This is a genomic window from Streptomyces sp. NPDC003042 (genome assembly GCF_053591315.1).
In genome coordinates this window covers 42,308-59,562 of record NZ_JBSFTP010000021.1, presented here as the reverse complement: position 1 = coordinate 59,562, position 17,255 = coordinate 42,308, and the positions used below count along the sequence as shown (strand labels likewise).

15 protein-coding genes and 2 pseudogenes are annotated in these 17,255 nt (G+C 73.0%); 7 read left to right on the top strand and 10 right to left on the bottom strand.

All coding sequences use genetic code 11. From position 1 onward, the window contains the following. Nucleotides 1-19: 19 nt before the first annotated feature. Nucleotides 20-1,420, bottom strand: coding sequence for a DUF5685 family protein (locus ACWDYJ_RS14120; RefSeq protein ID WP_451565774.1), 1,401 nt, complete (start codon nucleotides 1,418-1,420; stop codon nucleotides 20-22). Nucleotides 1,421-1,705: 285 nt separating this feature from the next. Between ACWDYJ_RS14120 and ACWDYJ_RS14115 the strand changes: the two genes are divergently transcribed. Beyond that, nucleotides 1,706-2,167: a cell division protein SepF gene (locus tag ACWDYJ_RS14115; RefSeq protein ID WP_451565773.1), complete on the top strand. Its 462-nt coding sequence runs from the start codon at nucleotides 1,706-1,708 to the stop codon at nucleotides 2,165-2,167. A 9-nt stretch (nucleotides 2,168-2,176) separates the two neighbouring features. On the opposite strand, the gene ACWDYJ_RS14110 is transcribed toward ACWDYJ_RS14115, so the two are convergent. Further along, the gene (locus ACWDYJ_RS14110; protein WP_451565772.1) at nucleotides 2,177-3,361 is read right to left on the bottom strand and encodes an acyl-CoA dehydrogenase family protein; all 1,185 of its coding nucleotides are present in this window, start codon (nucleotides 3,359-3,361) and stop codon (nucleotides 2,177-2,179) included. A gap of 113 nt (nucleotides 3,362-3,474) precedes the next feature. After that, a complete protein-coding gene (locus tag ACWDYJ_RS14105; protein WP_451565771.1) occupies nucleotides 3,475-5,157 on the bottom strand; it encodes an MFS transporter in 1,683 nt (560 codons plus the stop codon). Between the two features lie 314 nt (nucleotides 5,158-5,471). Here ACWDYJ_RS14105 and ACWDYJ_RS14100 point away from each other — a divergent pair, with 314 nt between their 5' ends. Further along, complete coding sequence (locus tag ACWDYJ_RS14100) at nucleotides 5,472-6,587, top strand: hypothetical protein (protein WP_451565797.1); 1,116 nt, start codon at nucleotides 5,472-5,474, stop codon at nucleotides 6,585-6,587. A 249-nt stretch (nucleotides 6,588-6,836) separates the two neighbouring features. Further along, complete coding sequence (locus ACWDYJ_RS14095) at nucleotides 6,837-7,922, top strand: phosphatase PAP2 family protein (RefSeq protein WP_451565770.1); 1,086 nt, start codon at nucleotides 6,837-6,839, stop codon at nucleotides 7,920-7,922. Between the two features lie 287 nt (nucleotides 7,923-8,209). Here ACWDYJ_RS14095 and ACWDYJ_RS14090 read toward each other — a convergent pair. Continuing rightward, nucleotides 8,210-9,166, bottom strand: a pseudogene (locus ACWDYJ_RS14090) (helix-turn-helix transcriptional regulator); the annotation flags it as partial. Between the two features lie 30 nt (nucleotides 9,167-9,196). After that, a complete protein-coding gene (locus tag ACWDYJ_RS14085; RefSeq protein ID WP_451565769.1) occupies nucleotides 9,197-9,940 on the bottom strand; it encodes a LysM peptidoglycan-binding domain-containing protein in 744 nt (247 codons plus the stop codon). Between the two features lie 293 nt (nucleotides 9,941-10,233). On the opposite strand from ACWDYJ_RS14085, the gene ACWDYJ_RS14080 reads away from it, so the two are divergent. Together ACWDYJ_RS14080 and ACWDYJ_RS14075 are read left to right on the top strand one after the other, a co-directional pair. Continuing rightward, nucleotides 10,234-11,043: a hypothetical protein gene (locus tag ACWDYJ_RS14080; protein WP_451565768.1), complete on the top strand. Its 810-nt coding sequence runs from the start codon at nucleotides 10,234-10,236 to the stop codon at nucleotides 11,041-11,043. Between the two features lie 228 nt (nucleotides 11,044-11,271). After that, nucleotides 11,272-11,649 carry a hypothetical protein gene (locus ACWDYJ_RS14075; protein ID WP_451565767.1) on the top strand — a complete coding sequence of 126 codons (378 nt, stop codon included), beginning with the start codon at nucleotides 11,272-11,274 and terminating at the stop codon, nucleotides 11,647-11,649. A 44-nt stretch (nucleotides 11,650-11,693) separates the two neighbouring features. Here the strand turns inward: ACWDYJ_RS14075 and der are convergent, their stop codons facing one another. From der to ACWDYJ_RS14050, 5 genes and pseudogenes are all read right to left on the bottom strand, one after another. Further along, a complete protein-coding gene (gene der / locus ACWDYJ_RS14070) occupies nucleotides 11,694-13,157 on the bottom strand; it encodes a ribosome biogenesis GTPase Der (protein ID WP_451565766.1) in 1,464 nt (487 codons plus the stop codon). A gap of 75 nt (nucleotides 13,158-13,232) precedes the next feature. Continuing rightward, nucleotides 13,233-13,820 (bottom strand): lysophospholipid acyltransferase family protein, encoded by a 588-nt coding sequence (locus tag ACWDYJ_RS14065; protein WP_451565796.1) that lies wholly within the window; start codon nucleotides 13,818-13,820, stop codon nucleotides 13,233-13,235. A gap of 200 nt (nucleotides 13,821-14,020) precedes the next feature. Continuing rightward, a pseudogene (cmk, locus tag ACWDYJ_RS14060) lies at nucleotides 14,021-14,716 on the bottom strand ((d)CMP kinase); the annotation flags it as partial. A gap of 170 nt (nucleotides 14,717-14,886) precedes the next feature. Continuing rightward, nucleotides 14,887-15,975 carry a prephenate dehydrogenase gene (locus ACWDYJ_RS14055; RefSeq protein WP_451565765.1) on the bottom strand — a complete coding sequence of 363 codons (1,089 nt, stop codon included), beginning with the start codon at nucleotides 15,973-15,975 and terminating at the stop codon, nucleotides 14,887-14,889. 127 nt (nucleotides 15,976-16,102) lie between these two features. Continuing rightward, nucleotides 16,103-16,225, bottom strand: a complete 123-nt coding sequence (locus ACWDYJ_RS14050; RefSeq protein WP_451565764.1) for a hypothetical protein — start codon at nucleotides 16,223-16,225, stop codon at nucleotides 16,103-16,105. Nucleotides 16,226-16,361: 136 nt separating this feature from the next. Here ACWDYJ_RS14050 and ACWDYJ_RS14045 point away from each other — a divergent pair, with 136 nt between their 5' ends. Both ACWDYJ_RS14045 and ACWDYJ_RS14040 read left to right on the top strand, forming a co-directional pair. Then, nucleotides 16,362-16,703, top strand: a complete 342-nt coding sequence (locus ACWDYJ_RS14045) for a DUF952 domain-containing protein (protein ID WP_451565763.1) — start codon at nucleotides 16,362-16,364, stop codon at nucleotides 16,701-16,703. A gap of 83 nt (nucleotides 16,704-16,786) precedes the next feature. Next, on the top strand, nucleotides 16,787-17,242 hold the full coding sequence (locus tag ACWDYJ_RS14040) for a Rieske (2Fe-2S) protein (protein WP_451565762.1): 456 nt from the start codon (nucleotides 16,787-16,789) through the stop codon (nucleotides 17,240-17,242). The last annotated feature ends 13 nt before the right edge of the window (nucleotides 17,243-17,255 follow it).

Here is a 17,255-nt window from a genome sequence, read left to right as displayed (position 1 = left end):
CTGCGGAGCTGACGAGCGATCAGCAGTCGCAGCCGCAGTTGCAGTCGCAGCAACCACCGTCGCCACCACCACCGCCACCACTGCCGCCACCACTGCCGCCACCGCCCTCGGCACTGGCACCGGACCCGGAGGAGTTGCCGCGGCAGCAGTTACAGCAGTCACAGGCGTCGCACCACGGGTCCCGCTTCTTCCGCGACCAGGGACCCTCGTGCTCGGAGCAGCACAGCTGGCAGGTGCAGAACATCCACGTGGCCACCGCGCAGCCGGCCAGCAGCCCGCGGCGCGGCTTCCTCGATGGGTGTCCGCCGTACCCGCCGTGCCCGCCGCCGCCCGGACCCCACGGACCGCCCGGACCGCCAGGACCGCCCGGACCGCCAGGACCGCCCGGACCGCCAGGACCTCCGGGACCACCAGGACCCGGCGCGCCGTACGCGCCGTACGGGTTCCCGCCGCCGCCCCCGCTCCCGTACGGGCCGCCCCCGTAGGGATTGCCCCCGCTCTGGGGGTGACCCTGCGGCGGCCCGAAGCCCTGCCCGGCGGCGTTCGTCCCCACGTGCCCGCAGACGCCGGTCCCGAAGGCCCGGTCGACCGAGGTGCGCAGCTCGTGCACCAGCAGCCGGTGGGCGAGCCCCGCGTCGGCGAACTCGACCTCGGTCAGCGCCAGCCGGATCCCGTGCAGCGCGTCGTCGCAGAGCCTGCGGGCCTCGGCGAGGGAGGTCCCCGTCGCGGTGAGCGGGTTCCAGGCCCCGGCCGCGGCGTCGGCGGCCTGGTCCTCGACGGCGTCCAGCAGGTGCGCGAGCCGCCCGAAGTAGCGGCCCGCCTCGCCGAGCGCGGCTCCGTTGCCTGGCCGTCCCGCGAGGACCGCGGTATGCGCGAAGGCGGCGGCCGTCGCGGTCTCCGTCGGCTCGGTGACCACCAGGACGGACGTGCCCAGCCCGGCCAGGGTCTCGATGCCGCCCTGCCGGTCCACGGCGTCGACGAGCACCGCCGTGTCGAAGCCGAGCGAGGCCCCGGTGCGGGCGCCGGCCCGGTCCCAGCCGCGGGCCACCTTGCGCGCGGCGGCGGCGATGGGGGCCCGGGCCAACAGCCCGTCGCGGTCGGCCACGTGGTCGCGTACCTTCGCGGAGGCCAGGACGAGCGAGACCGCGGCGGCGAGCCGGGCTCCCTCGCCCTTGGCGACCTCGGCGGTGCGCATCCCGCGCAGCGGGCAGGGCCCGGCCGTGCGGCGGGCACCGGGCAGCGTTCCGGACTGAGCCTCCGTCAGGACGGAGACGAGCAGCCCGTCGTAGTTGGTGACGATCCTGGCGAACTGGCCGTGGTCACCGCGAAGTGCCAGGCAGAGCCCGCAGAGATGGGCCATCCACTCGGTCTTGAACCGTTCGCCTAGCCGGTGTGTGCAAGGTCTGACGATGCCGAACAAACCGCTTCCCCCGTGTGTGATGCGCGTGTTTCCGGGGCATCGTATCCAGCCTGGTCGTTCACTCGTACGCCCCAGCGGCTCACCCGGACGGCGGCGGCGGTCGTATTTTCACTCAGTCAGCAGCGGCAGCTGCCAGGAACCTTGACCGTGCAACGGATGTTCTGCACCAGTCCCGTCACGAAACCCCTGCGCGGCGACTATCCACTTGGCGCGTTGTCAGCATCATGGACGACCATAGGGGCAGCGGAGAAGAAGACAGACTGGCCACGGTGAAAGGAGGCGTCCATGGGTTCGGTACGCAAGGCGAGTGCCTGGTTGGGTCTCGTTGAGGACAGCGACGACGAGCGGTACTACGACGACGACTACGCGGAGGCGGTGGAGCGCCAGCAGGGTTCGGTCGTCTCCGGCCCCGGCGACCAGTGGGTCACCGATCCCCGCGTGAAGGTGGCCTCCGAGTCCGCGGTCGACCAGGGCCGGCGGATCGCGACCGTGACCCCGGACGGCTTCCGTGACGCCCGCGGCATCGGCGAGTTGTTCCGCGAGGGCGTCCCGGTGATCGTGAACCTGTCGTCGATGGACCCGGGCGACGCGAAGCGGGTCGTCGACTTCGCGGCAGGTCTGACCTTCGGCCTGCGCGGATCGATCGAGCGGGTGGCGACCAGGGTCTTCCTCCTGACCCCGGCCGACACCCAGATCGTCAGCGGTGAAGCGGGCGGCCGCTCGCGCGACTTCTTCAACCAGAGCTGAGCGAGGTTCTCATCGGAAGGCGTCGAGCCCGGTGAGTGCCTTGCCCAGCACCAGCTGGTGCATCTCGACGGTGCCCTCGTAGGTGAGCACCGATTCGAGGTTCGTGGCGTGCCGCATGACGGGGTACTCCAGCGAGATCCCGTTGGCCCCGAGGATGGTCCGCGCGGTGCGGCAGATGTCGATGGCCTCGCGGACGTTGTTGAGCTTGCCGAAGCTGATCTGCTCCGGCCGCAAGGTGCCCGCGTCCATGCGCCGCCCCAGGTGGTGCGCGAGCAGGATGCCCTTGTGGAGCTCCAGCGCCATGTCCGCGAGTTTGGCCTGGGTGAGCTGGAAGCCGCCGATCGGCTTGCCGAACTGCTCCCGCGTCCTCGCGTAGTCGAGCGCGGACTCGAAGCTGGCGCGCGCCGCGCCCATGGACCCCCAGATGATCCCGTACCGCGCGTGGCTGAGGCAGCCCAGCGGCCCCTTGAGCCCGGTGACGCCCGGCAGCACGGCGTCGGCCGGCAGCCGTACGTCGTCCATCACGAGCTCGCTGGTGACACTGGCCCGCAGCGACCACTTGTGCTTGATCTCCGGCGCGGAGAAACCGGCGGTGTCGGTGGGGACGGCGAAGCCCCGGATCCCCTCGTCGGTCTGCGCCCACACCACGGCGACCTCCGCGACGGAGCCGTTGGTGATCCACATCTTGCGGCCGTTCAGCACCCAGTCCGTGCCGTCCCGCTTCGCGTACGTGCGCATCGCGGCCGGGTCGGAGCCCACGTCGGGCTCGGTCAGTCCGAAGCAGCCGATCAGCTCGCCCGCCGCCATCCCGGGCAGCCAGCGCTGCTTCTGCTCCTCGGAGCCGTACTTCCAGATCGCGTACATGGCCAGCGACCCCTGTACGGAGACCAGCGAGCGGATCCCGGAGTCGGCGGCCTCCAGCTCCAGGCAGGCCAGGCCGTACTGGACGGCGCTCGCGCCGGCGCAGCCGTAACCCTCCAGGGACATGCCGAGCGCGCCGATGGAGCCGAGCTCCTTGGCCAGCTCGCGGATCGCGGGGAGTTCGCCGCTCTCGTACCACTGGGCGATGTACGGCAGGACGCGCTCGGCGGCCCAGGCGCGGACGGTGTCGCGGACGGCGAGGTCCTCGGGGCTGAGCAGCTCGTCGAGCCCGAGCGGATCGGTGGGGACGAAGGGGGTCTTCGACGCGGACACGGAGGGCCTCCCGGCGGGCACGTGGTCACAACCTAGCGGTGCAAGTTTGTCGGCCGCCCCGCCCCGGGTCCACCCCTCCCCGCACAAGGAGCGGAAGAAGGGGACGGAGGGGGTCAGACCGGCCGGGCGGCCTGGTCGCACTCGGCCTTCTGCTGCGCGGGAAGGCGTACGGGCGCCACCTCGGCGACGGCCGGAGCGCGGGTCGGGACGTCGGCCGGGACATCGAGTGGGGCCGGCTCGGCGGTGTCCACGGTGCGCGGCAGCTTCAGCGCCATCACGGCGCCGGCCAGCAGCAGGACCGCGCTGACCAAGAGGGTCACGTGCAGCCCGTGCACGAAGGAGTGCCGGGCGGCGGCGTACAGGGACTCGCCCGCCGGACCGCCCAGGTGGGCGGCGATCTGGTAGGCCTCGCCCAGCGAGTTCGCGGCGCCCGCCGAGTCCGCGGCGCCGACGCCGGGGACGTGTCGCAGGCCTGGCGCGTAGGCGGCGTTCATCACACTGCCGAGGAGGGCGATGCCCATGCCGGCGCCGAGCTGGTACGAGGTCTCGCCTATGGAGGCCGCGCCGCCGGCGGTGGCCGCCGGAGCCGCGCTCAGCATGGACTCGTAGGCGGCGAACAGCGTGGTCTGCAGCCCGAAGCCGAGCAGGATGAAGCCGACGGTCAGCAGGACGGGCCGGTCGTGCTGGCCCATCAGCGTCAGCAGCAGCACTGCGCCGGCGGTCAGGACGAAGCCGAGCGAGACCATCCTGCGCGGCCCGACCCGGTGGAGGGTGTACGAGCCGGTGGCGCCCGCGGCCATGGCGGCGAAGGTGAGCGGCAGCAGCCGCAGGCCGGTCTCCAGCGGGCTGAGGTTCAGCACCAGCTGGAGGTACTGGACGGCGATCAGCTCGAGGCCTACCAGGGCCAGCATGGCGAGCACGATGCAGCCGACGGAGGTGGAGAAGGCGGCCCGCGAGAACATCCGCATGTCGATCAGCGGGTGCTCGCGCCGCCGCTGGCGGCGCACGAAGAGGATCAGCAGCGCCACGCCGAGCATCAGCGGAAGCAGTGCCTCCACGTCGGCGAGCTGCCGCTCCGCGCCCATCCGCTTGACGCCGAGCACCGCGCCGAGGACGCCGAGGGCGGCCATCAGCGCGCCGAGCACGTCCCACGGTCCGTCGCAGGTGCCCTTCGACTCGGGCAGCAGCCAGCGGCCGAGCGGCAGGATCAACGCCATCAGCGGGATGTTGATGAGGAAGACCGAACCCCACCAGAAGTGCTGGACGAGGAAGCCGCCGAGGACGGGACCGCTGGCCGCGCCGATCGCGGCGACGGCGGTCCAGATGCCGATGGCGACGGCCCGCTCGCGCCGGTCGGGAAAGACCTGGCGCAGGATCGACAGCGTGGCGGGCATGATCATCGCCCCGCCGATGCCGAGCAGGGCGCGGGCGGCGATCAGGATCTGGGCGCTGTCTGCGAGCGCGGCGATGGCGGAGGCGACGCCGAAGAGCGCGTAGCCGAGGAGTAGGATCCGGCGCCGGCCGACCCGGTCGCCGAGGGTGCCGAAGAGGATCAGCAGCGCGGCGCAGACCAGGGGGTAGGCGTCGACGATCCACAGGAGCTCGATCGATCCGGGGCGCAGGTCCTCGGTGACGGAGGGAACGGCCACGTGCAGGATCGTCGCGTCGAGCGCGACGAGCACGAGGCTGACGCAGAGGACCGCCAGGACGACCCAGCGGTTCGCCCCGCCGGAGGCCGCGCTGATCCGCTGCCAGGGGGAAGGGGTCCTGTCGCCGGTCACGTTCGTCCCCGACATGCATGTACCTCCCTGGTGATCCCTCGCACTCGGCGGACCAGCGTCGCGGGACGCCGAGGGTGGTGCGCTCTGCGGCGTCCTACGGGGTCCGGCATCGACACGCGAGTGAAGGGTCAGCGTACGCGAGTTCGCGTGTCCGACACGTGGTCAAGCTCTCATCCTCGTGACGGCGGCCGTGTGGTGTGCGCCACGCGTGGCGCCGCTCCTCCCCCCGCGTACACGCCTGGTCACCGTCACGGCACGTGGTTCTGCTCCGGCGGGGAACCGGTGGCGCCGCCCCCGACGGCCGCCCCCGACAGCCGCCCCCGATACTCGTGCCGGTGAACAGTCTTGGATTTCGCCGGGCCGCGCCCGCGCTGGCCGTCTTCGCCGCGGTCCGGCTGCTCGGGCTGACCGTGCTCGCGGTGTGGGGGGCGGTCGTCGGCAGCAGCCCGCACACGCTGCTGTCGGCCCGCTGGGACTCGCTCTGGTACGCCCGGATCGCCGCCGAGGGGTACGGGTACGAGGTCGTCCTGGCGAACGGCGACGTGCACTCGAACCTCGCCTTCTTTCCGCTGCTGCCCTGGCTGGAGCGGCTGATGGCGGCGCCCACGGGCCTCTCGTACGGGTCCGCGGGCCTGGTGGTCTCCGCGGTGGCGGGGCCGGCCGCCGCGTGGGGGATCTTCGCGGTGGCCGACCTGCTGTACGGACGCCGCGCCGGGGTCCTCGCGGTGGGGCTCTGGGCGGCGCTGCCCGTGGGCATCGTGCAGTCCATGGCGTACAGCGAGGCGCTGTTCACCGCCCTCGCCGCCTGGGCGCTCTACGGAGTACTGCGCGGGCACTGGATCACGGCGGGCCTGCTCGCGGCGGGGGCGGGACTGACCCGTCCGGTCGGCGCCGCCGTCGTCGCGGCGGTGTGGGTGGCGGCCGCAGCGGCCCGGCGCCGCGGGGAGCGGTCCTGGCGGCCGGCGGCGGGGGCGCTGGTGGCCCCGCTCGGCGCGGCGGCGTACGTGCTGTGGGTCGGGGCGCGTACCGGCGGCGGGCTGCTCGGCTACCTGGAGGTGCAGGCGGACTGGGGCAACGGCTTCGACGGGGGCTGGGCCTTCGCCCGGTTCGTCGGGGAGCGGCTGGCCTCCTCCGCGTTCCTCGCCGGGCTGGGGCTGGTCGCCGGGGTGGCTCTGGTGCTGTGGCTGTACCGGCTGTGCGTACGGCAGCGTCAGCCCGCGGCGCTGCTCGTGTACTGCGGGATCGTGGTGGCTCTGGCGCTGTGCGCCTCGGGGTACTTCGGCTCCAAGCCCCGGCTGCTGCTGCCCGCGTTCCCACTGCTGCTGCCGGTGGCGGTCGCGGCGGCCCGGTGGGGGACGCGGCGGGCGGCGGGTGTGGTGGGCGCGGCGGCCCTGGTCTCGGCGGTGTACGGGGCCTTCTGGCTGAACGGCTCGGGACCCCCGTAAGGCGCCCGGATCACGGAACGGATCATTCCATTCCATGATTGGGCAAAGGAATTAGTCCGGGCCGATAAGACCCCGGTAAGCACGCGGGCAATTTCGGGGCCAGGGCCTCGGGAGTTGAATCGGAGAAGTTCCAACCGGTGCCGAAAAAACGGCAATTAGCCCCGCGTGAGACACACTCCACATCACATGGTCATCACAAAGCCCGCGATTCGACCGGGCTGCGCTTCGGCGCGCGGTAACGTCGATTGAGTGCGTACTGACCAAATGCTGACCCGGCTGGAGCCGGTGTTCGCCCGGCTCGACCGGGAACCGGAGCGACCGGCCCATCTGCAGACTCCGCGGATGAGCCGGCATCGCGTCGTGCTTCTCGCATCGACCCTCGGCTTCTACGTCGCGATCGTCGTGGCCGTCCTGATGACGTCCTGGCTCGTCCGGCTGGACTGGCAGATCATGTTCTTCCGGCCCTACGAGCAGTGGCCGCAGCTGCACGCCTTCCTCGACTACCTGGTCGTGCTCGGCCAGCGCGGGCCCACGGCGGTGATGGTCGCGGCCTGGCTCGGCTGGCGCTCCTGGCGCCAGCACACCCTCCGCCCGCTGATCACCCTCGGCGTGGCGCTGCTGCTGCTGAACGTCACCGTGGGCTCCGTCAAGCTCGGCCTCGGCCGGCTCGGCCCGCACTACGCCACCCAGATCGGCTCCGCCGAACTCTTCGCGGGCGGCGATATATTCCCTTCCGGCCACACCGCCAACGCCGTCGTGACCTGGGGGATCCTGGCCTACCTGGCCTCCACCGTGGTCACCCGCCGGGTGCTGTCCGTGGTCTCCGCGATCGTCTCGCTGAGCGTCGGAGCCACCACCGTCTACCTCGGCACCCACTGGGTCTCCGACGTGCTGCTCGGCTGGTCCGCCGGGCTGCTGATCCTGCTGGCGCTGCCCTGGTTCGAGCCGCTCATCGCCCACGCCGAGGCCTACGTCTTCGGGCTGCGCGCACTGCTGCGGCGGCGCCTGGAGGACGGCCGGGTGTCCGACCCGGTCGCGGCCGCGCTCACCCCGCTGCTCTCGGCGGGCGGCAAGTGGCAGCTCCGGCGCACCTCCGACACCGGTGTCCCGGCGCCCGCGCAGACGCCTGCGGCGGCCCCGGTGGCCCCAGCCCCCGCCCCCGCCCCCGCCGGGCACGCTCCGGCGGCGCTGCGGCCCGCCGCGCACCCGACCGTGCGCCCGCACGTGATCCGGTCCGAGCGCACCCCGGCGACCCCGGCCGGCAGCCGCCGTCCGGTGCACACCGAGCGGGCCGGCGCCCGGCCGGCCGCGGCCCGCCCGGCCACCGGCGGCTGAGCCCGCAGCGCGCGGAACGGTACGCACACCCCACCCCGCGAGACGAAGGCGGGCCGGTTCTCGTGAACCGGCCCGCCTTCGTCGTTCATATGCCCGGCCCGTCAGCACTACGCCCGGAGGTTCCTCCGTACCGGGTCACACTTGTGTCACGAGTTGTCGACAGTCCAATGCCCGCGCGGCCTCTCTCGTATTCCCCTGGAGAACCGCCGAATTCCTGCCGGGATTTGCCGGAAAACCGGCCGGCCCCGACAAGTGAGTACCCCTCACTTTTCGTCGGGCAGGGCGGCTTCCAGGGCGCGACCGAGAAGGTCGCGCGCACCCCGGATCCGCTCGGTCAGCTCGACCGGCTCGACCACTTCGAACTCACAGCCGAGCAGCATGAGGTGAATCACCAGAACGTCCAGGCTCACCGCCCCGGTACGCAGCAGACAGCTGTGCGCGTCCACCGGCTCCAGGGCCCCGTCCGAGGGCCCGATGGTCCGCGCGGCCTCTTCGGCCGGGAGCCGCAGGCGCACCACCGCCTGGGCGGCGTACGCGCGCTGCGCCACGCCCTGGGAGACGTACGCGGCGAGGTCCTCGGCGGGCGCCGGGCGCGGGGTGAAGCGCGGGCCGTGCGGCGGCCGGGGTTCGATCCGGTCCGCCCGGAAGGTCCGCCAGTCCTCCCGGTCGAGGTCCCAGGCGACGAGGTACCAGCGCCGCTCGGTGCACACCAGCCGGTGTGGCTCAACAGTGCGACGTGTGACATTGCCATCGTGGTCCCGGTACCCGAAGCGCAGCCGCTCGCTGTCCCGGCAGACGGTGGCGAGCCCGGTCAGCACCGAGGGATCCACCGTGGACTGCTGCGGGCCGCGCAGCATCGGCACGGTGAACTCGTTCAGCGCGGAAACCCGCCGCCGCAACCGGGACGGCAGCACCTGCTCCAGTTTGGCGAGGGCCCGTACGGAGGCCTCCCCGATCCCCTCGACCCCATGGCCGGCGGCCGTCCGCAGACCCACGGCCACCGCGACGGCCTCGTCGTCGTCGAGCAGCAAGGGCGGCAGCTCGGCGCCCGCCCCCAGCTGGTATCCGCCGCCGGTCCCGGGGCTGGCGTTCACCGGGTACCCGAGCGCGCGCAGCCGGTCGACGTCCCGCCGCACGGTACGCGGCGTGATCCCGAGCCGGTCGGCCAGCGCGGCCCCGGTCCATTCGCGGTGGGCCTGCAACAGGGACAGCAGGCGCAACAGTCGTGCGGAGGTCTCCAGCATGCCCAGCAGTCTCCCCCGCCCCCACCCCGCTCAGCGCACCGGCCCCGGGCCCGGGCCCGGCACAACGGGACCGGGTACAACGGCAGCCGGAACGGGAGCGGCAGGAGCGGGAGCGGGAGCGGCAGGAGCGGGAGCGGGAGCGGCAGGAGCGGGAGCAACAGGAGCGGGTGCGGCAGCCGGCAAGGCCAGCAGCGTCCCCACCACCAACCGCTGCGGCCGCTCCCCGATCACCCCCCGGTTCGCCTTGTACAGCGCCCGCCACCCACCCCGCACCCTGCGCTTCCGCGCGATCCCCTCCAACGTGTCCCCGGCCCGCACCACGTGCATCCGCCCCGCCAGCCCGTACCGCTTCGCGCACACCGGCCAGGCCTCCCACCCCTGGATGCCGAGTACGTCCTCCGCCACCCGGATCTGCTGCTCCCGGCTGGCCAGGTCCGCCCGCGCCGCGTAGCCGAGCCCGCCGTGCTCCTCCCACGTCGGCTGGCGGAACTGCAGTCCCCCGTAGAAGCCGTTGCCCGTGTTGACCGCCCACCGCCCGCTGCTCTCGCAGTCGGCCACGCAGTCCCACGGCCACTTCCCGCCCGGCCCGCAGTCCCCCGGCCCGTCGCCGATGACCCCCGGCGAGCCGGGATGCGCGGCGCCCGCGGGCCCCGGCGCCGGCGGCGGAGGTGCCGCCCGGGCACCACCCGACGGCAGTACGGGCACCAGCGCGGCGGCGACTGCCACGGCGGCCCACCAGACCCGAAGACGCGGACCCAGACGGAGATCGGCCATCGCGTCACGCTACGCAGCTCCGTGTCCCCGCTCCGCCCGCCACGCGGCACACCCCGGCGGCCCCACCCGGTCGGCCGACCGCCGACGCTCCCCGAAACGACCAGCACCGGCCGACAACTGCGCACAAGCAAGCAACAGTTGCCACGAAAGAGAAGCCCCGGTCGACCGGTTCACTCCTCCGGGTGCCCGGTTCGATTCCGTTCCCTCAAACGGCGTGACCCCGGCCGCCGCTGCGGCGTTGATCCCGGCGAGCCGGGAGCCCCCCGGCCTCCGCACGAATGAGGAGTCACCCCGTGCCGCGCATGCTCGACGTCAGTGATGAGGTACGTGCCGAGATCGGTGACGAAGAAGCCGACAGGCTGCTCGCCGGTCCCGACGCTCCGGGCAGTTACGACTGCACGTCCTGCCGCACCCCCGGCGACCCGGAGAGCGACCCCACCAGCACGGTGCTGTTCGTCGGCGAGGAGACCGCCGTCCTCGCCTTCGCCCACGCCGGCTGCATCCCCTCCCAGGTCGTCTCCGTCTCCGAGGAGCAGCTCCAGGGCGCCGTCCGCAGCATCACCGGCGACAGCCCGGCCCCCGCGCCCGCCGCGGGCGAGGCCCCGCAGGAGGTCCCGGGCGGCCAGGCCGTTCTCGGCATCACCAGCGGCCTGGTCCTGATCGGCGGCGAGCTGCACCCCGCCCTGGTCGTCGAGCCGACCGCGCCGATCGCCCGCCCCGGCACCACCGGACCGGGCGACGACTTCCTGCCGCTCCTCATCGAGCAGGGGTTCATCCCCGTCACCGACACCAGCGAAGTCCCCTCCCCGCTCGGCGGCTGGTCGGTGCTCCTCGCGGGCGGCCAGCTGCACGCCGTGCTGCAGCCGGGCGCCGAGGGCGGCGCCCAGGTGGCCTGGTGGCAGGCGCACCAGGCGCTGAGCGTCACCGACGGCTGGCGGGCCGCCGTGAACAAGACCCAGCGCGTGCTCGTCTACGCCGCCCCCGTCGGCTCCATCGGCCAGCAGCCCCGCGAGGACCTGCTGCGCGACGCCCTGGACAAGGCGGCGGCAGGCGGCAAGCTGGTGGCCGCCTCGATGCCCCTGGCCGGTACGCCGGCCGCCTGATCCCCCGGCTTGCCGGGTCTCTCCTTCACCACCGAAGGCTGCCGTCCGCCCCTCACGAAGGGAGCCGGGCGGCATGCGCCGGGGGTACGCGGTCCGTCCCGCGTACCCCCGGCGATCTGCGTTTTCCGCCCCGTCACCCCGCATCCGCAGGGCGCCGGGTTCGTTGGCTGATACGTGCATTCATACGACCCCTCCCGCGCCCCGTCCTATTCGAGCAGCGTCCCCCCGATGCGCCCTTCACGGGACCGGGAGATCGCTCCGGCCGCCTCGCACACCCCGATCTACGACGCGCTGTACTCCGAGTACCTGCGCTCCTTCCGGGCCCTGCCGGGCGACCGTACGGGCGAGGAGGACCTCGGCTTCACCGCGTTCTCGTACGGCGGCTCGTACAGCGGCAGCGGCAGCGGCTGGAGCGGTTCGGCGTGGCAGCAGACCGACTCCTGGCAACCCTCGTACCCACCCACGCCGGTCCCGCAGCCCTCGTACGCCTACGCCGGCACCTCCGGATCCGGGTCCGGGTCCGGATACGGCGGCGGGCGGCAGCACCAGACCGGGATGCAGCACATCCCGGCGGCCCTGCCGCCCGCTCCGCGCCGGGGCTACTGATCCCGGAGCCCTACCGCTACCGCTGCTTCTTCTCGGCCCCTACTTCACTTCTTCTTCTTGTACTGGGCGCCGCGCTTCTCGCGCACCCGCACCGAGATGTGGATCGGGGTGCCCTCGAAGCCGAACTCCTCGCGCAGCCGGCGCTCGATGAAGCGCCGGTAGCCGTGCTCGAGGAAGCCGGAGGCGAAGAGGACGAACCGCGGCGGCTTGCTGCCCGCCTGGGTGCCGAACAGGATGCGGGGCTGCTTGCCGCCGCGGACCGGGTGCGGGTGCGCCGCGACGACCTCACCGAGGAAGGCGTTCAGCCGGCCGGTCGGGATGCGCGTCTCCCAGCCCTCGATGGCGGTCTCGATCGCCGGGACCAGCTTCTCCATGTGGCGGCCGGTGAGCGCGGAGACGTTCACCCGGGGCGCCCAGGCGACCTGCTGCATCTCGGTCTCGATCTCGCGCTCGAGGTAGTAGCGGCGCTCCTCGTCGAGCTCGTCCCACTTGTTGTACGCGATCACGATCGCGCGGCCCGACTCGACGGCCATCGTGATGATGCGCTGGTCCTGGACGCTGATGTTCTCGGTCGCGTCGATCAGGATGACCGCGACCTCCGCCTTCTCGACAGCGGCGGCCGTGCGCAGCGAGGCGTAGTAGTCGGCGCCCTGCTGGAGGTGCACCTTCTTGCGGATGCCGGCGGTGTCGACGAACTTCCAGGTGACGCCACCGAGTTCGATCAGCTCGTCGACCGGGTCGCGGGTGGTGCCGGCCATCTCGTTGACGACGACGCGGTCCTCCTTCGCGACCTTGTTCAGGAGCGAGGACTTGCCGACGTTCGGGCGGCCGATCAGGGCGATGCGGCGCGGGCCGCCGGGGGCGGCGCCGCCGAAGGTCTGCGGGGGTGCGTCCGGCAGCGCTTCGAGGACGGCGTCGAGCATGTCGCCCGTACCGCGGCCGTGCAGCGAGGAGACCGGGTGCGGCATGCCGAGGCCCAGCGACCACAGCGAGGCCGCGTCGGACTCGCCGCTCACGCCGTCGACCTTGTTGGCGCACAGCACGACGGGCTTCTTGGCCCGGCGCAGCAGCCGGACGACGGCCTCGTCGGTGTCGGTGGCGCCGACCTTGGCGTCCACGACGAAGACGACCGCGTCGGCGGCCTCGATGGCGTACTCGGCCTGGGCGGCGACGGAGGCGTCGATGCCGAGGACGTCCTGCTCCCAGCCGCCGGTGTCGACGACCTTGAAGCGGCGGCCGGCCCACTCGGCCTCGTACGTGACGCGGTCGCGGGTGACGCCAGGCTTGTCCTCGACGACGGCCTCGCGGCGGCCGATGATGCGGTTCACCAGGGTCGACTTGCCGACATTCGGGCGGCCGACGACGGCGAGCACCGGAAGCGGGCCGTGGCCCGCCTCCTCGATCGCACCTTCGACATCCTCGATGTCGAAGCCTTCTTCCGCGGCGAGCTCCATGAACTCCGCGTACTCGGCATCGCCGAGTGCTCCGTGGTCGTGCTGGTCGTTCATGAAGTCCGTTCCTCGTCGTTCGTGGTGGTCGGTGGCCCCCGCGCAGCGCGGTTCCACTACTGGTTCAAGTCTCGCTCAGCGCCCGGTGAGGCGCTTGGCGTCGGCCAGGTGGGCGGTCAGCCTGTCCTGGATGCGTACGGTGGCCCGGTCGAGCGCGGTGCGCGTACGGCTTCCCGTGCCGTCCCCGGCGTCGAAGGCGGAGCCGAAGACGACGTCGACCCGGCTCCTGAGCGGCGGCAGCCCCTTGACGAACCGTCCCCGGGCCTCGGTGCTGCCCAGGACGGCGACGGGCACTATCGGGGCGCCGCTGCGGACCGCGAAGTACGCGAGCCCTGCTCGCAGCGACGCGAAGTCGCCGTCGCCCCGGGTGCCCTCGGGGAAGATCCCCAGCGCCCCGCCGTTGTCGAGCACACCCAGTGCGCGGGTGACGGCGGTCCGGTCGGTGCCCGTCCGGTCCACCTTGACCTGCCCGATCCCGTCGAGGAAGGGGCCGAGGGGGCCGATGTAGGCCTCCTTCTTGATCAGGAAGTGCAGCGGCCGCGGTGCGGTGCCCATGACCATCGGGCCGTCGATGTTGTGCGAGTGGTTCACGGCGAGGATGACCGGGCCGGACGCGGGCACCTTCCAGGCGCCCAGCACACGCGGCTTCCACAGGCCGTACATGAGCCCGATGCCGATGCGCCTGCCGACCGCCGCACCCTTGAGGGAGGGCGTTCCTCTCACTTGCGGCCCGCCCGCTCCCCGGTGCGCCCGGTCGCGCTCCGCCGCTCTTCGCCGTTGGTCGCGCTCCGCCTCGACTCCGCTCCGGCCGAGTGCTCCTCGCTCGTACCTCGCTCGGAACCCTCAACCTGCGCTGCGTCTCGGCTCCGCCGCTCTTCGACCAGGGTGACGACGCACTCGATGACCTGGTCCAGCGTGAGGTCGGTGGTGTCCACCTCGACGGCGTCGTCCGCCTTGGCCAGCGGGGACGTCTTGCGGCCGGAGTCGGCCGCGTCCCGCTTGACCAGGGCTTCCCTGGTCGCCGCGAGGTCCGCGGCCTCCTTGCCGCGCAGCTCGCCGCTGCGGCGGGCGGCACGCGCCTCCGGGGAGGCGGTCAGGAAGACCTTGAGGTCGGCGTCGGGCAGGACGGTGGTGCCGATGTCCCGGCCCTCCACGACGATCCCCTCGCCGGCCCCGGCCGCCTCGGCGGCGATGGAGCGCTGGAGGTCCGTGATGAGGGTGCGCACCTCGGGGACGGCGCTGACGGCGCTGACCTTCGAGGTGACGTCCTGGGTCCGGATCGGGCCGGAGGCGTCCAGGCCGTCGACGGTGATGGTGGGCGCGGCCGGATCCGTACCGGACACGATGGCCGGCTTGCCGGCGGCGACGGCGATGGCCTGCGGGTCGTCGGTGTCGACGCCGTTGGTGATCATCCACCAGGTGATGGCCCGGTACTGGGCACCGGTGTCCAGGTAGCGCAGCCCGAGCTTGGCGGCCACGGCCTTGGAGGTGCTGGACTTGCCCGTGCCGGAGGGACCGTCGATGGCGACGATCACGGCGGACGGAGCTGCGGTTTCCACGGTGCGGGCACCTTCCTGGTTGCACGTACGTGTCCGGGCGCGCCAAAAGCGCCCCTCCCCAGGTTACCGGCCCCTCGGACGGTCTCTTGCCGGTCTCGCGCCCCCGGCCCCCTCCACAGCGGTCCGACCGGCCATCCGTCCCGCACCGCAGGCCTCGGAGGACCCGCCGGCTACTGCTGGCGCAGCGCCCAGCCGCGCTCCCGCAGCTCGGCCTCCAGGACCGCCACGGCGCGCGGCTCCACCATCAGCTGGACCAGACCCGCCTGCTGGCCGGTCGCGTGCTCGATCCGGACGTCCTCGATGTTGACCCCGGCCCGGCCCGCGTCCGCGAAGATCCGGGCCAGCTCACCGGGCCGGTCGCTGATGAACACGCCGACCGTCTCGTACGCCATGGGCGCCGCGCCGTGCTTGCCGGGGACCCGTACCCGCCCGGCGTTGCCGCGCTTGAGGACGTCCTCGATGCCCGCGGCGCCTTCCCGGCGCTTGGCCTCGTCGGCGGACTGGAGCCCGCGCAGTGCTTCCACGGTCTCCTCCAGGTCGGCGGCGATCCCGGTGAGGACGTCGGCCACCGGCCCCGGATTCGCCGACAGGATCTCCACCCACATCCGCGGATCCGAGGCCGCGATCCGCGTCACGTCGCGGATGCCCTGCCCGCACAGCCGCACCGCGGTCTCGTCCGCCTCCTCCAGGCGGGCCGCGACCATGCTGGAGACGAGCTGCGGGGTGTGCGAGACCAGCGCCACCGCCCGGTCGTGCGCGTCCGCGTCCATCACCACGGGAACGGCCCGGCACAGCGCGACCAGCTCCAGGGCTAGGTTCAGCACCTCGTGGTCGGTGTCCCTGGTGGGGGTCAGCACCCAGGGGCGGCCCTCGAAGAGGTCGGCCGTCGCGGCCAGCGGCCCGGAGCGCTCCTTGCCGGCCATCGGGTGGGTGCCGATGTACGCCGTCACGTCCGCGCCCAGCGCGGCGAGCTCGCGGCGCGGTCCGCCCTTGACGCTGGCCACGTCCACGTAGGCGCGGGCCGTCCCGCGTCCGATCGCGTCCGCGAGGGCCGCCGCCACGTGGGCCGGCGGTACGGCGACGATGGCGAGGTCGACCCTGCCCTCGGGGGCCTCGTCCGTACCGGCGCCCAGGGAGGCGGCCGTACGGGCCTGCGCCGGGTCGTGGTCGACGAGGTGGACGTGGATCCCGCGGGCGGTCAGGGCGAGCGCCGCGGAGGTGCCGATCAGTCCGGTTCCGATGACGACGGCGGTTCTCACGGGGCGCTCCAGGGTGATCGCGTAACGGCAGGGCCTGACTCAGGGTAGCCAGCCCTCCGCGCGGCGGGGGCCCGGCGGCCGCCCCGTGGACGGGCGCCGGGCCCTCGCGGACCGCGCGAGGCGTTTGTCAGTAGGCCTGCGCCCTGATGATCTCCTCCAGCGAGCCGGACGGCACCTGCCCCTCGGGGGTCAGCTTGTCGACGGCGTTGGGCAGCGCATCGGCGATGGAGCCGAGGTCATTACCCGCCATGGTCACGCCTTTCGCAGAGGGACCGGGCCGCGCGGTGAGCGGCGTACCCGGCTTCGGGACACGGACAATGTGACCCATACCGGATGGCGCTGCCACTGGGCGCGGGCGTGGTCCGGGCTGCGGTAGAACCATGGGCATGATCTTCCACCTCGTCCCGCTCGCCGACTGGACCGCCGCGCCAGGCCTTCCGTACGCCCCGCCCTCGCTCGAGTCCGAGGGTTTCGTGCACTGTTCGGCGGACCGCCCCACGGCGCTCGCGATCGCCGACGCCCATTACCGCGAGGTGCCGGGGACGCTGCTCGCGGTGGAACTCGACGAAGACGCCCTGACCGCCGAGGTCCTCCGGGAGGGTGAGTCGGGCGGCCGCTACCCGCACGTCCACGGCCCGTTGAACCGGGAGGCGGTGGTCCGCGTGTGGGAGGTCGTACGCACTCCCGGCAGTCCTGCCGCACTGGCCCCCTGGCAGCCGGGAGGGTGAGACGGCGCGGCGGACTTCTCCTGGAGCCCGCCGCACGCCAGGATGCTGCTCGCATCCGGCCGAACAGCTTGAGGAGACCAGCCATGAGCGAGAACCCCACGCACACCGCCCGGCGTACGGTACTGACGGCGGGCGCGGCCACCTTGGCGGGCGGGGCGATCGCCGCCTGCGGCGGCGGTGACGGCGGGACGAAGCCGAAGGACGAGGACGGCGCGGCCACCCCTCCCCCGGCGGACACCCCCGCGGCCGGGAAGACCATCGCCAAGGCGGCGGACGTACCGGTCGGCGGCGGCACGATCCTCAAGGACGACAAGCTCGTCATCACCCAGCCCACGGCCGGGTCCTTCCGCTGCTTCACGGCGGTCTGCACCCACCAGGGCTGCCTGGTGAACAAGGTGGGGAACGGCACCATCGACTGCGCTTGCCACGGCAGCAAGTTCAGCGCCACGGACGGCGCGGTCGACAAGGGCCCCGCCACCCGCCCTCTGGCGGAGAAGAAGATCGCGATCGCGGCGGACGGCAGTATCTCGCTCGCATGACGGCGGGCCCTGC